The 20023-nt window shown below is 35.0% G+C and carries 17 protein-coding genes and 1 riboswitch; all 17 genes read right to left on the bottom strand.

Features of this window, described 5'->3' with window-relative positions; genetic code table 11:
- Complete coding sequence (locus tag KHA90_RS02680; RefSeq protein ID WP_213294947.1) at positions 1–1410, bottom strand: pyridoxal phosphate-dependent decarboxylase family protein; 1410 nt, start codon at positions 1408–1410, stop codon at positions 1–3.
- A 120-nt stretch (positions 1411–1530) separates the two neighbouring features.
- Entirely contained in the window at positions 1531–2754 is a 1224-nt protein-coding gene (locus KHA90_RS02675; RefSeq protein WP_213294945.1) for a dicarboxylate/amino acid:cation symporter, read from the bottom strand.
- 257 nt (positions 2755–3011) lie between these two features.
- The gene (locus tag KHA90_RS02670) at positions 3012–3665 is read right to left on the bottom strand and encodes a class I SAM-dependent methyltransferase (protein ID WP_213294942.1); all 654 of its coding nucleotides are present in this window, start codon (positions 3663–3665) and stop codon (positions 3012–3014) included.
- Between the two features lie 102 nt (positions 3666–3767).
- Complete coding sequence (gene metF, locus KHA90_RS02665; RefSeq protein ID WP_213294939.1) at positions 3768–4724, bottom strand: methylenetetrahydrofolate reductase [NAD(P)H]; 957 nt, start codon at positions 4722–4724, stop codon at positions 3768–3770.
- Between the two features lie 81 nt (positions 4725–4805).
- Complete coding sequence (gene metH, locus KHA90_RS02660; RefSeq protein ID WP_213294936.1) at positions 4806–7481, bottom strand: methionine synthase; 2676 nt, start codon at positions 7479–7481, stop codon at positions 4806–4808.
- 68 nt (positions 7482–7549) lie between these two features.
- On the bottom strand, positions 7550–8356 hold the full coding sequence (locus tag KHA90_RS02655; protein ID WP_213294933.1) for a BRO-N domain-containing protein: 807 nt from the start codon (positions 8354–8356) through the stop codon (positions 7550–7552).
- A gap of 145 nt (positions 8357–8501) precedes the next feature.
- The gene (locus tag KHA90_RS02650) at positions 8502–9263 is read right to left on the bottom strand and encodes a hypothetical protein (protein WP_213294930.1); all 762 of its coding nucleotides are present in this window, start codon (positions 9261–9263) and stop codon (positions 8502–8504) included.
- A 101-nt stretch (positions 9264–9364) separates the two neighbouring features.
- Complete coding sequence (locus tag KHA90_RS02645; RefSeq protein ID WP_213294926.1) at positions 9365–10369, bottom strand: homocysteine S-methyltransferase family protein; 1005 nt, start codon at positions 10367–10369, stop codon at positions 9365–9367.
- A 347-nt stretch (positions 10370–10716) separates the two neighbouring features.
- Positions 10717–10830: riboswitch (SAM riboswitch) on the bottom strand.
- Positions 10831–10938: 108 nt separating this feature from the next.
- Complete coding sequence (locus KHA90_RS02640) at positions 10939–11232, bottom strand: type II toxin-antitoxin system RelE/ParE family toxin (protein ID WP_213294920.1); 294 nt, start codon at positions 11230–11232, stop codon at positions 10939–10941.
- Positions 11223–11450: a hypothetical protein gene (locus KHA90_RS02635; RefSeq protein ID WP_213294915.1), complete on the bottom strand. Its 228-nt coding sequence runs from the start codon at positions 11448–11450 to the stop codon at positions 11223–11225. Before KHA90_RS02635 ends, KHA90_RS02640 begins: the two co-directional genes overlap by 10 nt.
- A gap of 116 nt (positions 11451–11566) precedes the next feature.
- Positions 11567–12619: an NAD(P)/FAD-dependent oxidoreductase gene (locus tag KHA90_RS02630; RefSeq protein WP_213294912.1), complete on the bottom strand. Its 1053-nt coding sequence runs from the start codon at positions 12617–12619 to the stop codon at positions 11567–11569.
- A 150-nt stretch (positions 12620–12769) separates the two neighbouring features.
- Positions 12770–13351, bottom strand: coding sequence for a precorrin-2 dehydrogenase/sirohydrochlorin ferrochelatase family protein (locus KHA90_RS02625; protein ID WP_213294909.1), 582 nt, complete (start codon positions 13349–13351; stop codon positions 12770–12772).
- A gap of 253 nt (positions 13352–13604) precedes the next feature.
- On the bottom strand, positions 13605–14381 hold the full coding sequence (gene cobA / locus KHA90_RS02620; RefSeq protein WP_213294906.1) for a uroporphyrinogen-III C-methyltransferase: 777 nt from the start codon (positions 14379–14381) through the stop codon (positions 13605–13607).
- The gene (locus tag KHA90_RS02615) at positions 14374–16527 is read right to left on the bottom strand and encodes a nitrite/sulfite reductase (RefSeq protein WP_213294903.1); all 2154 of its coding nucleotides are present in this window, start codon (positions 16525–16527) and stop codon (positions 14374–14376) included. The genes cobA and KHA90_RS02615 overlap by 8 nt, the downstream gene beginning before the upstream one ends.
- A 151-nt stretch (positions 16528–16678) precedes the next feature.
- Entirely contained in the window at positions 16679–17923 is a 1245-nt protein-coding gene (locus tag KHA90_RS02610) for a sulfate adenylyltransferase subunit 1 (RefSeq protein WP_213294900.1), read from the bottom strand.
- A gap of 154 nt (positions 17924–18077) precedes the next feature.
- Positions 18078–18977: a sulfate adenylyltransferase subunit CysD gene (cysD, locus tag KHA90_RS02605; protein ID WP_140508018.1), complete on the bottom strand. Its 900-nt coding sequence runs from the start codon at positions 18975–18977 to the stop codon at positions 18078–18080.
- A 317-nt stretch (positions 18978–19294) separates the two neighbouring features.
- Positions 19295–20005 (bottom strand): phosphoadenylyl-sulfate reductase, encoded by a 711-nt coding sequence (locus KHA90_RS02600; protein ID WP_213294897.1) that lies wholly within the window; start codon positions 20003–20005, stop codon positions 19295–19297.
- Positions 20006–20023: the final 18 nt, after the last annotated feature.

The raw sequence follows: 20023 nt of genomic DNA, 5'->3' as shown, positions 1-20023 counted from the left end.
TTATATTTCTAAAACTAAAATAGATTCTTTCATCTCTTCTATTATAATTTTAATGTCATTTTCGGTTGTGCGCCAGTTTACAAACGACGCTCTGATTCCTTTACGTCCTTCATAAACTGTTGGCGTCATAAATACTTTTCCTCTGTCGTTTAAATGAGTTAAAAACTGACTTACATTTTCCTGATTATGATCTCCTTTTAATGTGAAACAAACATTATTTAATCGGATTGGTGCAAGAAGTTCAAAATTATCATTTTCTATAATTGCGTTTGCAAAATGCAATGCTAATGCTGTGCTATTTTCTACAATATCCTGAAAACCTTCTTTTCCGTAAGCCAATAATGAGAACCAAACTGGCAAAGCGCGTAAACGCCGTGAATTTTCCGGTAATACGTTTAAGTAATTAAAATTCTCTAAAGGGTTTCCTAAATAAGGTGCATTAGAATTTTGAAAAGTTTCTACCTGAAGGCTCATGTGCTTTTCTTTAATTAAATAAAAAGCACTTTCATAAGGCACATTTAGCCACTTATGACAATCAATAGTGATACTATCTGCTCCTTCCCATCCTTCAACAAGATGTTTAAATTTTTCTGAAACAGCTGCAAATCCGCCAAAAGCAGCATCAATATGCCACCAGAAATTGTATTTTTCTCTTAGTCTTGAAATAGCTTTAAAATCGTCAAAATCTGCCGTGTTTACCGTTCCCGCACTTGAAATCAGAATGAAAGGTTTGCCATTTAAACTTTGAATGCTTTTTTCTAAATCATCTATATCAATTGCTTCACGATTGCCTTCAATGGTTTTAATTGTCGTGTAATTATTACTTCCTATACCTAACATTGACAATGTTTTTACAGAAGAAGAATGCGGTGTTGACGTTAATATATTAATCGTTTCAGATATTCCGTTCTTGGCAAAATCTTTTCCTGATTGCACTCCAAACCATTGTCTTGCAACTCCTAAACAGGTAAAGTTTGACATGGTTGCTCCCGTTACAAATCCGCCTAAAAATGTATTTGGCAAGTCTAATAATTGCAATAATAAATGGATGGTTTCAAACTCGATTAAAGCCGAAGTTCCTCCCTGCGCTTTTACTGCTTGTGTATTTTGATCGTAAATTGTTGCCAGCCAATCGCCCACAATCGAAGCCGGTGTTGAACCTCCTGTTACAAATCCTAAATATCTTGGTCCGGGCGAAGCAACCATTAACGGTGCTAATCTTTCATTAAATTCCTTTAAAGTAGCTAAAGATCCTAAACCTAATTCGTTTAAATGTCTTGTTGGATCAATTGTATTTTTATTTGAAGTTGGAATGTGTTCGAGATTGTTCAAAAAATCTATTCCCTGTTGTTTTGCCTGATTAAGTATATTTTCCAGATCATGAAGATCGTGTTGAAGTACTGAATTCATTATATATTATTTACTTGCTTATTGTATAATCAATTGCTGTAAAATTGCCCATAGATTATACTGATTAAGCGGATTAACACTGATTTTATTTGATTGAAGTTTATTCTGGAAAAAACTCTTTTACCATTTAGTTTTTTCTGCAAACCGCGAGACTAACATTGAGGAAATCACATCACCATTTGCATTTAATAATGTAGCTATTGGATCAACAAGAGTTCCCAAAATCATGGCAACCGGCAAAGCCTGCTCCATTGGTAATCCGTAAACGGTGATTGCCAAAACTTCTCCTATATAACCTCCGTTTGGGATTCCGCCTTCTACAATCGAAACGATTACTGTAATTCCTAATGCTAAAAGTATGGTTGACGGAGATGTAAAATCTTTTCCGAACATAGCAAAAAGAAACGTAATTTTTAAAATGGATGACATACTCGAACCGTCTTTATGCAATGGCGCTCCTAACGGAATTACCAGATTGCGAACGTGTTTGGGTATTCCCATTTTTTCGGCTGCATCCAGATTTGCCGGTATTGTTGCAATACTTGAACAAGTTCCAACTGCTGTTAAGGACGGTGTAATATTATTGGTCCAGAAAACTTTGAAAGCTCTTTTTCCTCCAGCTACAAAAGCGTACAAACTAAAAAACACAAAGAAATAAAAAACACAAGCTCCATAATAAACTCCTAATGGTTTAGCATAAATCCCAAATAATTGGGGTCCAAAAACACCAACCTGATAAGCAAAATAAGCGCCTAAACCTATTGGAGCTAATTTCATAATCATATTCAAAAGCTGCTTCATAACTTCGTTTCCGGAATCGAGAAAACTTCTAAAAGCACTTCCTTTTTCACCGGATTGTAAACTTGCAAAACCTATTAAAAAAGAAAATATAATTAATGCCAACATACTTTTTCGGGAAAGTAATTCGAAGAAATCATTTACGGTTAGTAATTGCGCAATTTGATCGCCAATACTCCCAGATTGAATATTCTCTAAAGGAACCTTAGAAATAATAACGTTTTGATGAATTGGAAAAATATAAACAGCAATAATCATTACGATTCCTGAGATCAAAACTGTACTTAAAAAAACCGCTATCATAATAACAAATAGTTTTCCTAATTTTTCTGTTCTTTCTAAACTTGCAATTGACGAAGCAATTGTAAAGAAAATAAGAGGAATAATAGCCGTGAAAAGCAAATTTAGAAATATGTCCCCAATAGGTTTTACAACCTCAACTTTCTCTTTAAAAACTAATCCAAATATACTCCCAACTGTGATGCCACCAAGAAGTAGTAAAATACTGCTGTAGCTTTTTAGAAAATTGATTTTTTTAACCTCCATAATTTAATCGTATAAGAATGTGGAAAATACAAACGTGAAATAAAAATCAATTAAAGTAATCAAAAATTGAATGCAAAATTGTTTTTTAATGCCACTCCCGATAGCTATCGGAATAAGAGGATTTCAAATGATTTTTAATCTTTACTAATTAAATGTGTCGCTAGGTACTAAATGTTGGCAGACCATTAAATTCGAAATGTATTGGCATTTTGATTATGATTTTTTGCAAATATTTAATGCTAAACGGCACAAATAAACTATTTTTCTAAAACTAAAGTGGTAAAATCCCGATCAACTAATTCGCCGGTTTTGGTTTTTACCTTTTCGGTTAAAGTTTCTTTGTTTATGATTTTAAATGATGTTTTCTCCATTAATTTTTCAGCTTTTGGCGTGGTGTAAAGTTCAAAATCAAATTGGGTAAATGGCAATTGCTTCATGAAGCTTTCATCGGCAAAAGTGATACAAAAAATACCTTTTGGTTTTAAAACCCTATAGATTTCCGAAAGCAATTTTTCAGGTTCCTGCCAGAAATAAATTGTGTTTACTGTAAATGCTTTATTGAAATATTCATCTTGAAACGGAATTACATTGCCATCATAAAGTGAGAAGAAAGCTTTTTTTTGAGAAACATAATTTCTATTGATTTTTCGGGCTTCCTGAAACATTAATTCAGACATTTCAAGTCCATAATATTTAATATTTTTAGCTTGTTCGAATACAAATTCTACGTGTCCCGCGTTTCCGTGACCTAATTCTAAAATTGAATTTCTACTTTCTATATTGAGATTTCGAATCGAATTGCGCGTCATGTTGATGTTGGTTTCATGCATCATGTTTGCCATTTCAATTCCTTTTTCTCCTGTTGGATGTTTGAGCTGAGATGCTATTGCTTGCAATTCTTCTTGTTTCATAATGGTGCAATTAAATTCCAAAATTTAAATTCCAAATTCCAAACTAGCGATATCTTTGTCAAAGTTTTAAACCAAGACAAAGATTACAACAGGTATTTTATATTAAAATAAATGACTCGCAATCTGGCGAATATTCTCTGATTTACCCATTGAATAATAATGTAAAACAGGAACTCCGGCAGCTTTTAATTCTAATGATTGCTGAATCGCCCACTCGATTCCGACTTGCTTGATTTCTGCATTATTCTTGCATTTATCAACCGCATGAATCAAATCTTCGGGTAAATCAATGCGGAAAATCTGTGGCAAAACCTGTAAATGTCTTTGGACCGCAATTGGTTTGATTCCAGGAATAATAGGAATTGTGATTCCCATTTCTCTGGCTTTTTCTACAAAAGTGAAATATTTTGAATTGTCAAAAAACATTTGGGTTACCACATAATCAGCTCCGGCATCTACTTTTTCTTTCAGTCTTTTTAAGTCTGATTGTAATGATGGAGATTCTAAATGTTTCTCCGGATAACCCGCAACTCCAATACAGAAATTGGCTCTGTTATCAGCATCCATTACTTCATGAAGGTATTTCCCCTGATTCAGTAAACTAATTTGTTTCACCAAATCAATCGCATAATCGTTCCCTCCTGCTTTTGGCATGAAATATTGTTCGTCTTTCATGGCATCACCACGCAAAGCCATCACATTGTCGATTCCAAGATAGTTACAATCTACCAAAAGATATTCGGTTTCTTCTTTCGTAAATCCTCCGCAAAGTACGTGAGGAACAGTATCTACGTTGTATTTATGTTTTATAGAAGCGCAAATTCCAAGTGTTCCCGGACGCATACGAGTTAGCTTTTTATCTAAAAGTCCGTTGCCTTTATCAATATAAATATATTCCTCGCGAGAAGTTGTTACATCAATAAATGGTGGATTAAACTCCATTAACGGATCGATATTATCGTATAATTCCTGAATGCTTTTCCCCTTTTGAGGCGGAATAATTTCAAATGAGAATAATGTTTTTCCTTTGGCGTTTTCTATATGTTGTGTTACTTTCATTTTAAGTCTTAAAGTTTGAATGTCAAAAGTCGAAAGTCACGTCCTTTGAGACTTTATGACTTTTGACTTTATGACTATTTTTTAGTCTGCTATATTAGGGTTTAGCCATTTCATGGCTTTATCTGTCGAAATGCTTCTGCGTTTGGCGTAATCTACAACCTGATCTTCTTTTATTTTTCCGAGCCCGAAATATTTACTTTTTGGATTCCCGAAATAATATCCAGATACTGAAGAAGCTGGCCACATCGCCATACTTTCTGTTAAGGTTACTCCAATTTCTTGGTCTACATTTAAGAGTTTCCAGATTGTTGGTTTCTCCAAGTGATCCGGACAAGCTGGATATCCTGGTGCAGGACGAATTCCTTTGTAATTTTCTTCGATCAAATCTTCTGTCGAAAGTGATTCTTGAGGATCATAACCCCAGAAATCCTGACGTACTTTTTCGTGCAGATATTCGGCGAAAGCCTCAGCAAAACGATCGGCTAATGCTTTTACCATAATTGAATTGTAATCGTCAAGATCTTTTTCAAATTCGGCAGCCCATTCATCTACACCAAAACCTGTTGTTACACAAAATGCTCCTATATAATCTGTAATTCCAGAATCTTTTGGTAAGATAAAATCAGACAAAGCGATGTTTGGCGCTCCTTTTGTTTTTTGTGATTGCTGACGAAGCGTTAAGAATTTCTCCAAAACCCTTCCGTTTTCATCACGCAATTCGATATCATCATCATCGATTTGATTCGCAGGAAAGATTCCGTAAATGCCTTTTGCAGACAGTTTTTTCTCTTCTAAAATCACTTTCAACATTGCCTTAGCATCTGCGAAAAGAGAAGTCGCTTCTGTTCCCACAACTTCATCTGTCAGGATTGCCGGATATTTCCCGAACAATTCCCATGTTCTAAAAAATGGCGTCCAGTCAATATATGGAACCAAAACATCCAATTCTACTTCGACGATTTGTTTGCCAATAAATTTTGGTTTAGTTGGTGTATATTCAGCCCAATCCAATTGTAATTTGTTTTTACGCGCTTGTTCAATCGTTAGGAAATTTTTATCTCTTGAACGATTTAAAAACGTTTCTCTAAAAGCATCATATTCAGCACGAATATCGCTTGCATATATTTTACGGTTATGATCTAAAAGGTTTCCTGCCACAGTAACGGCACGAGAAGCATCGTTTACGTGAATTACAGTTTCTCTATATTGAGGTGCAATTTTCACGGCTGTATGCGCGCGCGAAGTCGTTGCTCCACCAATCATAATCGGAATTTTAATTCCTTGTTTGTCTAATTCTTTTGCCAGATAGACCATTTCGTCAAGCGAAGGTGTGATCAGTCCGCTTAAACCAATGATGTCTACATTATGTTCAATCGCCGCAGCAATAATTTTTTCCGGAGGCACCATTACACCAAGATCTACAATCTCGTAGTTGTTACAGGCCAAAACTACCGAAACAATGTTTTTACCAATATCGTGAACGTCACCTTTTACAGTTGCCATCAATATTTTTCCGTTTCCGGATTTGTCACCAGCTTGTTTGCTTGCTTCAATATAAGGCAATAAATACGCCACGGCTTTTTTCATTACACGAGCCGATTTTACAACCTGAGGCAAGAACATTTTTCCGCTTCCGAATAAATCTCCTACGACATTCATTCCCGTCATCAAATTGATTTCGATAACCTCAATTGGTTTTACGGCAGCCAAACGTGCTTCTTCAACATCTTCTTCAATAAAAGCATCAACTCCTTTTACCAATGAATGTGTAATACGTTCCTGAACCGTTCCTAAACGCCATTCCTGAATCGCTTTTTCATCACTTTTTACTTCGCCTTTTACATTCTCAGCAAAATCCAAAAGTCTTTCAGTTGCGTCGTCACGTCTGTTTAAGATTACGTCTTCAACGTGTTCTAATAAATCTTTAGGGATATCATCATAAATCGAAAGCATTTCCGGATTTACGATTCCCATTGTCATTCCGTTCTGAATTGCGTGGTATAAAAACACCGAGTGCATCGCTTCACGAACGTGATCATTTCCTCTAAAAGAGAACGAAACGTTACTTACTCCACCACTAATATGTGCGTGAGGCAAGTTTTCACGAACCCATTTTGTACCTCTAAAAAAATCCAAAGCATTCAAGCGATGTTCTTCCATTCCGGTTGCAACCGGGAAAATATTCAAATCGAAAATAATATCTTGTGGAGGGAAACCAACTTTATCTACCAAAATATCATACGAACGCTGACAGATTTCGACTCTACGCTCAAAATTATCAGCCTGACCTACTTCGTCAAAAGCCATGATAATGGCCGCAGCTCCGTATCGTTTGATTAATTTAGCGTGATGAATAAAGGCTTCTTCACCCTCTTTCAACGAAATCGAGTTTACAACGCTTTTTCCTTGTACTACTTTAAGACCTGCTTCGATGATTTCCCATTTCGAACTGTCGATCATAATCGGCACTCTCGAAATATCCGGTTCTGATGCTATTAAATTCAGGAATTTTGTCATGGCGTAAACACCATCAAGCATTCCTTCATCCATATTTATATCGATAATCTGTGCTCCTCCTTCTACTTGTTGTCTTGCAATATCAAGTGCCTCGTCATATTTCTCTTCCTTAATTAGGCGAAGGAATTTTCTTGAGCCTGTTACATTTGTACGCTCTCCAATGTTTACAAAAACACTGGTTGGCGTAATAATTAACGGTTCTAATCCTGCTAATACAAGGTCTCTTCTGTTTTCTGCCATTTTCTTTTTAAGTTACTAAGATCCTAGGTTGCTTAGGTTCTGAGTTTTTTATTCTTTGTTTTTAAAGTTTATTCCAAAAGTTTTTTTGCACTAGTTGGACTTACTATTTTTTTTCCTGTCTTTTCTTCAATTTCTTTTCGGGTATTCCCTGCAATAGTCCCACCTTGATTAGCAATAATCTTATTTTCCTGAAATGTTTCAGGTTTTTTTTCTTTACTAATTTCTGTTGTGGTAGCCTCCGCTAACATATTCAAAACCAATTCTAAATTAGACATATTGTCCCTAAGGTTTTCCTTTTTTAAATCCTTCAGGTTTTTATATTCTTTAACTGAAAGTCCACTCCAAGCCTTGGTAATTTCATCTGTAAGAATAGCAAACTCCTGACCTTTTTTTACTCCTCTAATTTCCCATTCGTCAGTAAGATCTTTACGGACTTCTATACTTTTCAAACGTTGACTTACCCAATCTTTCGAATATCCTTTCTTAAGATATGTTTCCATCAATCGGTCAATTCCTAATTCCGGGTCTGCTATTTCGTCCAGTCGCTCACTTCCAACTTTGGCTAGCCACAGCTTAAAAGGTTCTGCATTTGGAGATGGTACTGATTGTATTAATCGGAATAAATGAGTTGTATTTAAACAATCCGTTCCATATTTTTTCCCATCGGCTGCGACAAATTTCAGTTGTACGATATTATCGTACAACTGACTTCCTTCGTTTGTTAATTTCTTTTTTAAATCTGACCAATATCTTTTTGGGATACTACTTTCTGTCAAAACCTCAATTACGTCAATAACAGAAAAATACCATTGCTCTTCCTGCTCATGCCAAAGAGAACGTACTTTTTTATCCTCAAATAATTTTATACTGTCCATAATTATTTTTTTTGATCAACAATATTGCGGTTTTTTATACCTATATTCCTTTTACACGCGCGCGCTAACCTTGTGCACATTTCTATAAATATTATAATGATCGTGGGCACGAGCTAGAAGCTCACGCTAGCGGAGAAACTAAATATCATTCAGGATTTTTTTGCAATTCGTTTATATTTAACTTAGACTTTTCAGATAAAAAATTAATTATTTCACTTTGTCTGTTATTATCATCTTCAAGACCTCGTGCGGTATCCCAATGTCCTCCATCCTTAAATTTAATAAAATATGAAGATTTTTCAGGTTCTCCCGTATTTGGATTTAAAGGTCTAATATAATTTATAGATTGAATTTCAGAGAACGAATATGATTTATCTGAAAAAGTTAAAAAATCATTTAGAACAATTTTTTCTTTATGAATGTCAACTGAATAATCAGATAAAAAAACCAAAAACACAATCGATCCAGCACCTGATATCCATGTCATATAATTTAATATTTTCATACCATCAGCTCCCGTTTTTATATCGGAATACATCATAAATTCTTTATACTTATCTTTAAAAATAAGTTTATATATTAATGTTATTGGAAATCTAATTAATCCAAAAGACAAAATTAAAGCAGGCATAAACCACATTAATCTGCTTGTTCCTATATGATAAATAATCTGCGGATCCTTAGTTTCAGTTGAATAAAAAACAATTGAAAACAATGATCCAACTAAATATGTTATACCAGGAATTAGTATAAAAACCATAACAACAGATAATAAATCCCATTTCTGATATTTATTTTTCAGAGTCGCAAAATCAATCTGTAACAAGTTGTCATTCTTTTTATAGGGAAATATTTTCGCTAATAAAAACAATACAAGTACTATAATTGGATAAGTTAAGAATGTCATATTAAATTTTAGTCTTTAAAACTATTATATTTTTCGTTCTTATTGAACTGTCTTCTCAATTCAATCTGCAAGGTTTTTGAAACCTTGCAGGAAACGTAACGTTACACCAAAACCGGTGCCACACGTGGCTTATAATCTTTCGCTACTTCTGCAATTAATCTGATATGATCCGGAGTTGTTCCGCAACAACCACCTATTATATTGATTAAATTATCATCTAAATATTCTTTAATGAAAGCCTGAGTTTGTTCCGGTGTTTCATCATATTGTCCGAATGCGTTTGGCAAACCTGCGTTTGGATGTGCCGAAACATTAAAACTCGTATGTTGTGCCAATGTTTTCAAGTACGGCTTCAACAAATCGGCTCCAAGGGCGCAATTGAATCCTACACTTAATAGCGGAATATGCGAAACTGAAATCAAAAACGCTTCAACAGTTTGCCCAGAAAGTGTTCTTCCTGAAGCATCTGTAATCGTTCCTGAAACCATGATTGGAATTTCGATATTTCGGTCGTCTTTTACTTCTTCAATGGCAAAAAGTGCTGCTTTGGCATTTAATGTATCGAAGATGGTTTCTACCAAAAGTAAATCGCATCCGCCGTCCATTAACGCTTCTACTTGTTGTTTGTAGGCAATTCGTAAATCGTCAAACGTTACGGCTCTGTAACCGGGATCGTTTACGTCTGGTGACATACTTGCCGTACGGTTTGTTGGTCCGATTGACCCAGCTACAAAACGTGGTTTGTTGGGGTTTTTGGCTGTAAATTCATCGGCTACTTCTCTGGCAAGTTTAGCCGATTCGTAGTTCAATTCGTAAACCAAATCTTCCAGGAAATAATCGGCCATACCGATTGTCGTTCCTGAAAAGGTGTTGGTTTCTACGATGTCAGCGCCGGCTTCATAATAAGCGGCGTGGACATCGCGAATTGCCTGTGGTTGTGTTATGGATAGTAAATCGTTGTTTCCTTTTAAGGGATGCGGAAAATCTTTGAAACGCTCTCCCCGAAAATCTTCTTCGGAGAAATTATAGCGCTGCAACATGGTTCCCATTGCTCCGTCAAGGATTAGGATATTTTTTTTGATTGCTTCCTGAATTGTTATTGCCATGACTTTCATCTTTTAGCTACTAAGACGCTAAGGCGCTGAGATGCTAAGTTTTTTATTTAATTATAATCTTTATCTTGAATATATAATACCTAACAGGTTTTTGAAACCTGTTAGGATACGCTATTTTTATTCACATTAATTCCAAAAAATTCACTATTGATGGCTATCTAGCCCCGATTGAAGTGGAAATCCTTTTGCTTTTTTCTTTAAAAAGCAAAAGATTGCAACGAAAAGCGGGAACGATTGACAGCAAAAATGCGTCAATGATTCGCTCATGATACTGAATTCAGTAAAATAATATTGTATGGTTGTCAGGAAGTGTTTAGGGAAATACGTTTTATGTATTTGTGTTATCTATCTTTGATACTAAGAATAGTATAAAGTAGAATGTAGCACCTTCTTTATGATAAAGGGTTGCTAAGGTTTCATTGGGTCTTTCCCTCCGCCTTTCGTGATAACTTTCAATAAATTTAAGAACAGTGCAAAGTAAAGACATAGACTCAACAATTGCAAGTGTTTTTTAAAGTTTCTAAGGTGCTAAGTCGTATGTTCTAACTTAGAAATTGGCTTTAGTGTTTCGGCTTTTGTTTTGTTCCTCTAAAATTGATAATCTCAATAAGATTGGATTCCTTATTTATTCTATAAACCAAATAATTGTTTTTATCTACAATTGCTTTATACAAAGATTCGCTTTTTACAGATTTTGGAAATTGTTCTGGATTAAGACTAATTTGATTAATAACTTGTTGAATTTTATTCTCTAAGTTTAAAATTTCCTTTATCGTCCATTTTGCTTCCAAATAATCAACAACTTTATTAAAACCTTTAACTGCTTGCGCTGTCCATATAAATTTTAGTGCCATTTAGAAAATCTTTTCATAACATCTTCATGGCTTGTAAATTCGCCTTTTTCAGCCTGATCTAGTCCAATTTGAATTTCAGCTTTCTCAGATTCGGATAACTCATCATACCAATTGTTTTGATTTTCTTTCAGAATTAATTCCAGTTTTTCTAAAACGCTTTCATCCTCAACCTTAACCAGCTCTTGAATAAATTGATATTTTCTAGCTTCTAAATTCATGATACTCAAAATTTATATATTACAAAGATACAAATAAAAAAAGCTCAAACTGTATTACAAGTTTGAGCTTAATATATAAAAATCTTAGCAACTTAGTATCGTAGAACCTTAGCAACTTAGACTATCGCCTTAACAACCGCTTTTGGAGCTTCTTTACGAGTTCCGTCGAAACCGTCTACTCCTGAAACTGTTGTATATTTAAGGACATATTTTTTACCCGGATTGATGATTTGGTATGCTGCCTGACACATCAAAGTTGCTTCGTGGAAACCACAAAGAATCAGTTTTAATTTTCCTGGATAGGTATTAACGTCTCCAATGGCGAAGATTCCCGGAATATTGGTTTGATAATCTAATGCGTTATTTACTTTAATGGCATTTTTCTCGATATCTAATCCCCAGTCTCCAATTGGTCCTAATTTTGGCGTTAATCCGAAAAGTGGAATAAAGAAATCTGTCTCGATTTTACGGTGTGCTCCGTTTTCTTCGATATCTAATGATTCAACGTGTTCAGCACCATTAATTCCGATTACTTCTGCAGGAGTAATCAATTTGATTTTTCCGGATGTTTTTAATTCCTGTACTTTTTCTACCGAATCAAGAGCGCCTCTAAATTCGTTTCTACGGTGAATTAAAGTTACTTCTGAAGCTACATTTGCAAGGAAAATACTCCAGTCTAATGCTGAATCTCCTCCTCCGGCAATTACAACTCTTTTGTCTCTGAACTTCTCCGGATTTTTGATAAAATATTTTACTCCTTTATCTTCATAAAAGTCGATATCTTCAATAAGTGGTTTGCGTGGCTCAAAACTTCCTAAACCTCCAGCGATAGCAATAACCGGTGCGTGAAATTTAGTCCCTTTATTTGATGTTACCATGAAACTTCCGTCTTCTTGTTTTTCGATTGTTTCAGCACGTTCTCCTAATGTATAACCTGGCTCAAATTGTTTAATTTGCTCTTGTAAGTTATCAACTAAATCTCCTGCTAAAACTTCTGGGAAACCAGGAATATCATAAATAGGTTTTTTTGGATACAATTCTGAAAGTTGTCCTCCTGCTTGTGGTAAAGCATCTAAAATATGACATTTTAATTTTAATAATCCTGCCTCGAAAACGGCAAATAAACCTGTTGGTCCTGCTCCAATTATAAGTATATCTGTTTTAATCATTATGGTATTTATTTATAATCATTCTTAATAATACAAAGAAACGAATAATTTATTCGATAGCCAATGATTTTTATCATTGATTTCTTTGTGTAATTTTTCATCGGGTTAAACCCGACGCTACAATATGAATCGTCCCTCCGGGACTTTTTGTTATTCTTTATTTTTTAATGAAGCGGTGATTTCGTTCATTTTCTTAACCTTATCTTCAAAATTGCCTCTCAGTGTTTTCCTGTATTCATTGAGGTTCTCAACCATTTGATTAATATCCTCCGGAATTACTTCTTCAAAAAACTCCCGCAGCCTTTTGGCTGTTGTTGGTGATTTTCCGTTGGTCGAAATGGCAATTTTTACATTTCCTTTCGTTACAATTCCGCCTAAATAATAATCACATAAATTTGGCGTATCGGCAATATTGCAAATCAAATAACGCTTTCTGGACAAATCATATACTCTTTTGTTGACTTCTAAATCATCGGTGCAAGCGATTACCATATGGCGTTTTTTGAGCATTTTCTTTTTGAACTTCGATTTTGTTAATGTAATCGAAGGATGTTTCTCGGCTAAAACCTTTATCTCTAAATGGAAATTTGGCGCAACCACCTCAACATTTGCATTTGGACTCGACTTTAGTAAAAAAGAAAGCTTTTCTAATCCTACATTTCCTCCTCCAACAATTAAAACATTCAGATTGTGAAGTTTTAAGAATATTGGATATAATTCGTTTTGTTCCATTTTAATTTATTTTCATCCAATCAAAATTAGATGATTTTTATTTTATCGAATTAAATTCGGTCGTTTTTAACCTAATAAATTTAATTCTTTGCATCATTAGATTGAAATCCGGAATCATAATCTCGCGTTCCCCGGGTTGAAACCCGGCGCTACAATATGGATCTTTCCTCCGGAACTTTATTGACTTATTGATCATCTTTGTCAACATCGGGTTGAAACCCGACGCTACAATATAAATCGTTCCTCCGGAACTTTATCTTGTAATTTCGTTTGATAGAAATTCTTCGTAAAAACCCTTTAATTTGTTGCTTTCTCTAACAACTTCTCCTAGAACAATAATTGCGGGCGAAGTCAATTTATTTTGTTTTACAACTTCTAAAATCGAATCTACTGTTCCAACGCCTACTTTTTCATCAGAAGTTGTTCCGTTTTGAATGATCGCTACGGGTAAATTGCCTTTATCTTCTTTTTGAAATAAATCGATAATTTGAGGCAATTTGTGCATTCCCATCAAAATTACGACTGTCGCAGATGATTGTGCTGCCAAAGCTACATCTGAAGATAATTTTCTATCAGAAGTTGTGCCTGTAATCGCCCAAAAGCTTTCCGAAACTCCTCTTTTTGTAATCGAAATTCCCTGACTTGCCGGAACTGCAACTACTGAGGATATTCCTGGAACGACAACTGTTGGGATTCCGAAACTTTCGACAAATTCTATTTCTTCGCTTCCACGTCCAAAAATAAACGGATCTCCACCTTTTAAACGCACGACATTTCCGTACGTCAATGCATTATCAACAATCAACTGATTGATTTGATCTTGTGTATAAGCGTGATTTCCTATTTTTTTTCCAACAAAAATCTTGATGGCATTTTGAGGAGCGTGTGCTAATATTTCGTCATTGGCCAATGCATCGTACAAAACCACATTCGCTTCAGCAAGGGCTTTTACGGCTTTTAGCGTAAGCAAATCCGGATCGCCGGGACCTGCGCCAACTAAAGTTACTTTGGGTTTTATGGTATTATGCATTTGCTAATTCTTGAGCTCTGTATTTTTCTATGATATCAAAAAATGAAATTCCTTGTTGAATGTATGCTTTTGCAAATGCTTCTGAAGGATCATTTTGATTAATTTGGTACACTAATTCTTTAAATGATGCAGGCGAAAAATCTTTAGAAGTAACAGCTCCATTAATTTTATCTGAGACCTCTGTAAATGTTGTTGCCAATTGAATTTTATCAGTTGCGATGAAAACAGTATCAAATAAATCAACGATTCCTGCATGATTATTTGTTTTCTCATTTTCAGATAGCAACAATGCTTTTGCACCATTTACAAATCCTGCGTAAGCATGATAAATTGCATCTGACCATTTTCCTTCGTCGAAAGATTCCTGCGCGAAAGTCAATTTGTCTTTGGCTTCTAATAATAAAGTCGCTACTAAATCGATCACAACACCGGCACATTCTCCAACTCCAACTGCTTTTACGTAATTATCGGCATTTCCCCAATCCACAAAATCAGCTTCTGTTAAATTGGTTACATCTGCGAAAGGTTTTAATATTTCATAGAAATATTTCTCTCCTTTTAGATCATAATAATTAAGGAATTTTTCTCCGTTTGCATTGGCATCAAAATCATTTAAGATTGTACGCAAAGCATCTGGTCCTCTACGGCTTGGAATTTTGATAACTTTGTCAGCAAAACGTCCTGATCCATTTCCTAATCTTCCTCCACCAAGTAAAACCTGCAATGCCGGAGCGACTAATTTTCCTGAATTGATCGACATTCCCTGAAAACCAATTGCTGACATATTATGTTGCCCACAAGCATTCATACAACCAGAAATTTTGATTTCGATTTCGCGGTTGTTTAAATACTGAGGATATTCTGCATTTAAAACTTTTTCTAGTTCTTCTGCAATTCCGGTACTACTTGCAATCCCCAAATTACAAGTATCTGTACCGGGACATGCCGTAATATCTGCAGTAGAATTATATCCTAAATCTACAAATCCTAGTTTTGCCAATTCTTGGTAAAAGAAGGGTAAATTTTCATTTTTTACATGACGAATTACAATATTCTGACGTAATGTAAAACGTAATTCATTTGCTGCGTAATTTTTAATTAAAGCAGCTAATAATCTCGCTTTATCTGTATAAAAATCTCCCAATAAAACTTTGATCCCAATAGCCGAATAACCTTCTTGCTTTTGAGCAATTACGTTTGATTTTTTCCACGCTTCATAAGCTGCAGCATCTTCAATAGTAACGGCTGGAACTTCTAATAATGGCTCTGGAATTGGCGCATCAAATGCTGTCGTGTTAATTTCGTATGTTTCAAAAGCGATTGCTTTTTTCTCTTTTTCAACCAAATCCATGAAAACATCTCTTCCTATTTCTTTGATTAAAAATTTCAAACGCGCTTTCATTCTTTTTGCACGTTCTCCGTATCTATCAAAAATACGAATCACACCTTCTGCGGTTGGAATGATTTCATTTGCCGGAACGAATTCGGTTAACAATTCTGCATGCGCCGGTTGAGATCCTAAACCTCCACCTAACATGATTTTGAAACCACGAACGCCGTCAACAATTTTTGGAATAAATCCTAAATCATGTAAATAACTCAAAGCGGTATCTTCATCAGATGATGAGAACGAAATTTTGAATTTACGCCCCATTTCCTGACAGATTGGGTTTCTTAATAAGTATTGAAATAAAGCGTGTGCATAAGGCGAAACATCAAATGGTTCGTTTATATCTACACCAGCCAATTCGCTTCCTGTAATATTTCTAACCGTGTTACCACACGCTTCACGCAAGGTAACATCGTCTTTCGCCAGGTTTGCCCAAAGTTCCGGAGTTCGGTCTAAACTCACATAGTGAATCTGGATATCCTGACGTGTTGTAATATGCAAACGTCCTGTAGAATATTCATCAGAAACTTTAGTAATACGTACCAATTGCTCGCTGGTTACTTTACCATACGGCAATTTAATACGAATCATTTGAACGCCTTCCTGACGTTGTCCGTAGATTCCACGCGCTAAACGAAGACTACGAAAACGCTCCTCATCAATTTTTCCTCCACGGAATAAATGAATCTTTTTTTCTAAATCGATGATCTCTTTCTGAACGATCGGATTTTCTATTTCTGTTCTAAAACTTTCCATTTTTATTTACGCTTTAGGCTTTAAGCTTTAGGCTATAAGCTTTTTAAACTTTGTCTTTTCATGCTTTAAGCTTTAAGCTTATTACATAACTTGATTATACACTTTTTGCTAAAAGCTTACAGCCTAAAGCTTATTGCTTACAGCAGTGAAACTATCTAATGAATCCTACTCCTGCTGTTGTGTTTGTTGCGGTATCAATTAAGATAAAAGCTCCGTTTGATTTATTGTCGTTGTAGGCGTCAAAATATAAAGGCTTGCTTAATTTGATGTTTACTTCTCCAATTTCGTTTATGGCTAATTGTGATGCTTCTTTTGTTCCTGAATAATCTGTTGAGATCGTATTTTTGATACTTTCTACTTTTGCCAAAACCGAGTTTGTGTTGTGTTGTACAATGTATTTTGTACCCGCAACCAGTTTTTTACTGTCCATCCAGCAAACTGTTGTGGTTATTTCTTTTTCAATTTTTGGAAGTTCTGATGATTTTACAATCATATCGCCTCTCGTAACATTGATGTCATTTTCTAATTCGATTGTAATAGAAGAACCTGCAACGGCTTCATCAAATGTTTTATCGAAAAAGTGAATTTTTGACACTTTGGATTCTGTTAAAGAAGGCAGAACTGTTACAGCATCTCCTACTTTAATTGAGTTTCCATACAGTTTTCCCGCGTAACCTCTAAAATCATGGTATTCTTCGGTCTTTGGGCGAATTACGGTCTGAACCGGGAAACGTGCTTTTCCTGTTTCGAAAACATCTGAAGAATGTAATCCTTCTAAATGCTCTAAAACAGTTTGACCTGTATACCAAGGCATATCTTTAGATTGATCCACTACGTTTCCGCCATTGATTGCACTTAATGGAATGTAACTTACATTTTGTTCTTTGAATGTACTTTTAGCATTTAATGCCTGGAAATCGGCTTTGATTTTGTTGTAAACTTCTTCAGAATAATCAACTAAATCCATTTTGTTGATTGCTACAATTACTTCTTTTACTCGCAATAAATTATTGATAAAAAAGTGACGGTATGTTTGCTCAATTACACCTTTTCTGGCATCAATTAAAATAATAGAAACCTGAGAAGTCGAAGCTCCTGTAACCATGTTTCTGGTATATTCTACGTGACCCGGAGTATCGGCAATAATGTAACTTTTCTTTGCAGTCGAAAAATAAATATGCGCCACATCAATCGTAATTCCTTGTTCTCTTTCGGCTACTAATCCGTCAGTTGCCAAAGAGAAATCAAGATAATCATACCCTTTTTGTTTGCTGCTTTTTTCGATTGCTTCTATTTTGTCAGTTGTCAATGATTTTGTATCGTACAATAATCTTCCAATCAAAGTACTTTTTCCGTCATCTACACTTCCTGCTGTTGCTATTTTTAAAACTTCCATTCTGTTATTTTGTTTCAGGTTTAAAAAATTAGTTTCAGGTTTCAAGTTGCTTCCCTTTGAACTAAAGTTTAAATCTGTATGTTTTTTGTTTTTCTGATTTCGTTTTTAATTACATTCCGAATTGCATTAATAATTAACAATCCACAATTAATAATTAAAAATACCCCTGTTGTTTTCTTTTCTCCATTGCTGCTTCAGAACGTTTGTCATCTATTCTGGCTCCTCTTTCAGAAATAGTCGAAGTTCTGATTTCTCCAACAACTTCCTGAATGGTTTCAGCATAAGAATCAACTGCAGCAGTACAAGTCATATCTCCAACGGTTCTGAAGCGAACAATTCTTTCTTCGATTTGTTCGTCTTCTTCCTGATACACAAAAGGAGAATGCGACCAGATTAAACCGTCTCTCAAAAAAACTTTTCTTTTATGTGAAAAATAGATCGATGGAATTTCGATGTGTTCTTTTTCGATATAACTCCAAACATCTAATTCTGTCCAGTTTGAAATTGGGAAAACACGAACGTTTTGACCATTTTCTATTTTTCCGTTCAAAATATCAAATAACTCAGGACGTTGATTTTTTTCATCCCATTGACCGAAGTCATCACGAACTGAAAAAATACGTTCCTTTGCTCTTGCTTTTTCTTCATCACGACGCGCACCACCAATACAAGCATCGAACTTAAATTCTTCAATTGCATCTAAAAGTGTGATCGTTTGCAAGCTGTTTCTACTAGAATATTTCCCAGTTTCTTCAACTACTTTTCCTTCATCAATAGCATCCTGAACATTACGAACGATTAGCTCTAATCCTAATTCCTCAACCAATTTGTCTCTAAAAGCAATTGTCTCAGGAAAATTATGTCCTGTATCAACATGCAAAAGAGGAAACGGAATTTTTGCAGGGAAAAAGGCTTTTTGTGCTAAACGCACTAATGTTATAGAATCTTTTCCTCCAGAAAAAAGCAAAACCGGTTTGTCAAACTGTGAAATTACTTCTCTGAAAATGTATATTGCTTCACTCTCTAAAGCGTTTGTTTTTAATACTGAACTCATTGTTTTTTTGTTTGATATTTTTTAGTTTCAGGTTTCAAGTTATGTGAGTTACTCTAACACTTCAACTATTTATTCTATTCTCTTTATTTTTTGTCAACAGATCGAAATCCGTTTTTGTAACATTTCCGTCGCTAAATCCCGGCGTTGCGATCATCGGGTTGAAACCCGACGCTACAATATGAATCTTAATCCCCAGGATTAAAATCCTGCGCTACAATATAAATCGTTCCTCCGGAACTTTAAATCTATTGTCTTGAATCTATATTCTTTACTCTATTCTCTTGCCTCGTCACTCTTGCTTTTCTAATCTTTACTCTTTACTCCTTCTTAGCGCTATGCAAACCACATTCTTTATGACTTGATTCCCACCACCATCTTCCGGCTCTGATATCTTCACCGGGAAAAATTGCTCTTGTACACGGCGCACATCCTATACTTACGAAGCCTTGTTTGTGCAAAGCATTTTGAGGAACATTATTTTCTGACAAATACGTTTCAACTTCTTCTAAAGTCCATTTTAGTAATGGGTTGAACTTTATAATTTCGAAACCGCCATCGTATTCAAACAATTGTAAATCGTTTCTGTTCTCAGATTGTTCGGCTCTTAAACCGGTAATCCAAACTGAGTTTCCTGCTAAAGCTTTACGTAACGGAACTACTTTACGAATAAAACAACATTCTTTTCTATTCTCAACCGAATCATAAAAGCTATTTGGTCCTTTTTCTTTCAGTAAACTTTCTACAGCTGTTGCTTCCGGAAAATAAACCTCAATTGGTTTTTTATATTTTTTTAATGTCTTATGAAAAACATCGTAAGTCTCCTGAAATAATCTTCCCGTATCTAAAGTAAATATGGTAATATCAGTATTACTCTTTGCAATAAAATCCGTAATCACCTGATCTTCCTGACCGAAAGAAGTAGAAAAAATTACTTTCCCCGGATATTGATTGGCTAAAAAAACTAATGTTTCGTCAAGCGAAAAATCCTTTGTTATGTCTAATAATACTTTTATATCTTTTGCATTCATGTTATTCTCCTCCCTAAA

Source organism: Flavobacterium psychroterrae (assembly GCF_018380615.1).
Taxonomy (GTDB): domain Bacteria; phylum Bacteroidota; class Bacteroidia; order Flavobacteriales; family Flavobacteriaceae; genus Flavobacterium; species Flavobacterium psychroterrae.
The sequence above is the reverse complement of the archived record's forward strand: the minus strand, read 5'-3'. Positions and strand labels throughout refer to the sequence as shown.

Coding starts and splice junctions, on each gene's coding strand:
- KHA90_RS02680 (WP_213294947.1), bottom strand. CDS start 1,410: ATGAATTCAGTACTTCAACACGATCTTCATGATCTGGAAAATATACTT.
- KHA90_RS02675 (WP_213294945.1), bottom strand. CDS start 2,754: ATGGAGGTTAAAAAAATCAATTTTCTAAAAAGCTACAGCAGTATTTTA.
- KHA90_RS02670 (WP_213294942.1), bottom strand. CDS start 3,665: ATGAAACAAGAAGAATTGCAAGCAATAGCATCTCAGCTCAAACATCCA.
- metF (WP_213294939.1), bottom strand. CDS start 4,724: ATGAAAGTAACACAACATATAGAAAACGCCAAAGGAAAAACATTATTC.
- metH (WP_213294936.1), bottom strand. CDS start 7,481: ATGGCAGAAAACAGAAGAGACCTTGTATTAGCAGGATTAGAACCGTTA.
- KHA90_RS02655 (WP_213294933.1), bottom strand. CDS start 8,356: ATGGACAGTATAAAATTATTTGAGGATAAAAAAGTACGTTCTCTTTGG.
- KHA90_RS02650 (WP_213294930.1), bottom strand. CDS start 9,263: ATGACATTCTTAACTTATCCAATTATAGTACTTGTATTGTTTTTATTA.
- KHA90_RS02645 (WP_213294926.1), bottom strand. CDS start 10,369: ATGGCAATAACAATTCAGGAAGCAATCAAAAAAAATATCCTAATCCTT.
- KHA90_RS02640 (WP_213294920.1), bottom strand. CDS start 11,232: ATGGCACTAAAATTTATATGGACAGCGCAAGCAGTTAAAGGTTTTAAT.
- KHA90_RS02635 (WP_213294915.1), bottom strand. CDS start 11,450: ATGAATTTAGAAGCTAGAAAATATCAATTTATTCAAGAGCTGGTTAAG.
- KHA90_RS02630 (WP_213294912.1), bottom strand. CDS start 12,619: ATGATTAAAACAGATATACTTATAATTGGAGCAGGACCAACAGGTTTA.
- KHA90_RS02625 (WP_213294909.1), bottom strand. CDS start 13,351: ATGGAACAAAACGAATTATATCCAATATTCTTAAAACTTCACAATCTG.
- cobA (WP_213294906.1), bottom strand. CDS start 14,381: ATGCATAATACCATAAAACCCAAAGTAACTTTAGTTGGCGCAGGTCCC.
- KHA90_RS02615 (WP_213294903.1), bottom strand. CDS start 16,527: ATGGAAAGTTTTAGAACAGAAATAGAAAATCCGATCGTTCAGAAAGAG.
- KHA90_RS02610 (WP_213294900.1), bottom strand. CDS start 17,923: ATGGAAGTTTTAAAAATAGCAACAGCAGGAAGTGTAGATGACGGAAAA.
- cysD (WP_140508018.1), bottom strand. CDS start 18,977: ATGAGTTCAGTATTAAAAACAAACGCTTTAGAGAGTGAAGCAATATAC.
- KHA90_RS02600 (WP_213294897.1), bottom strand. CDS start 20,005: ATGAATGCAAAAGATATAAAAGTATTATTAGACATAACAAAGGATTTT.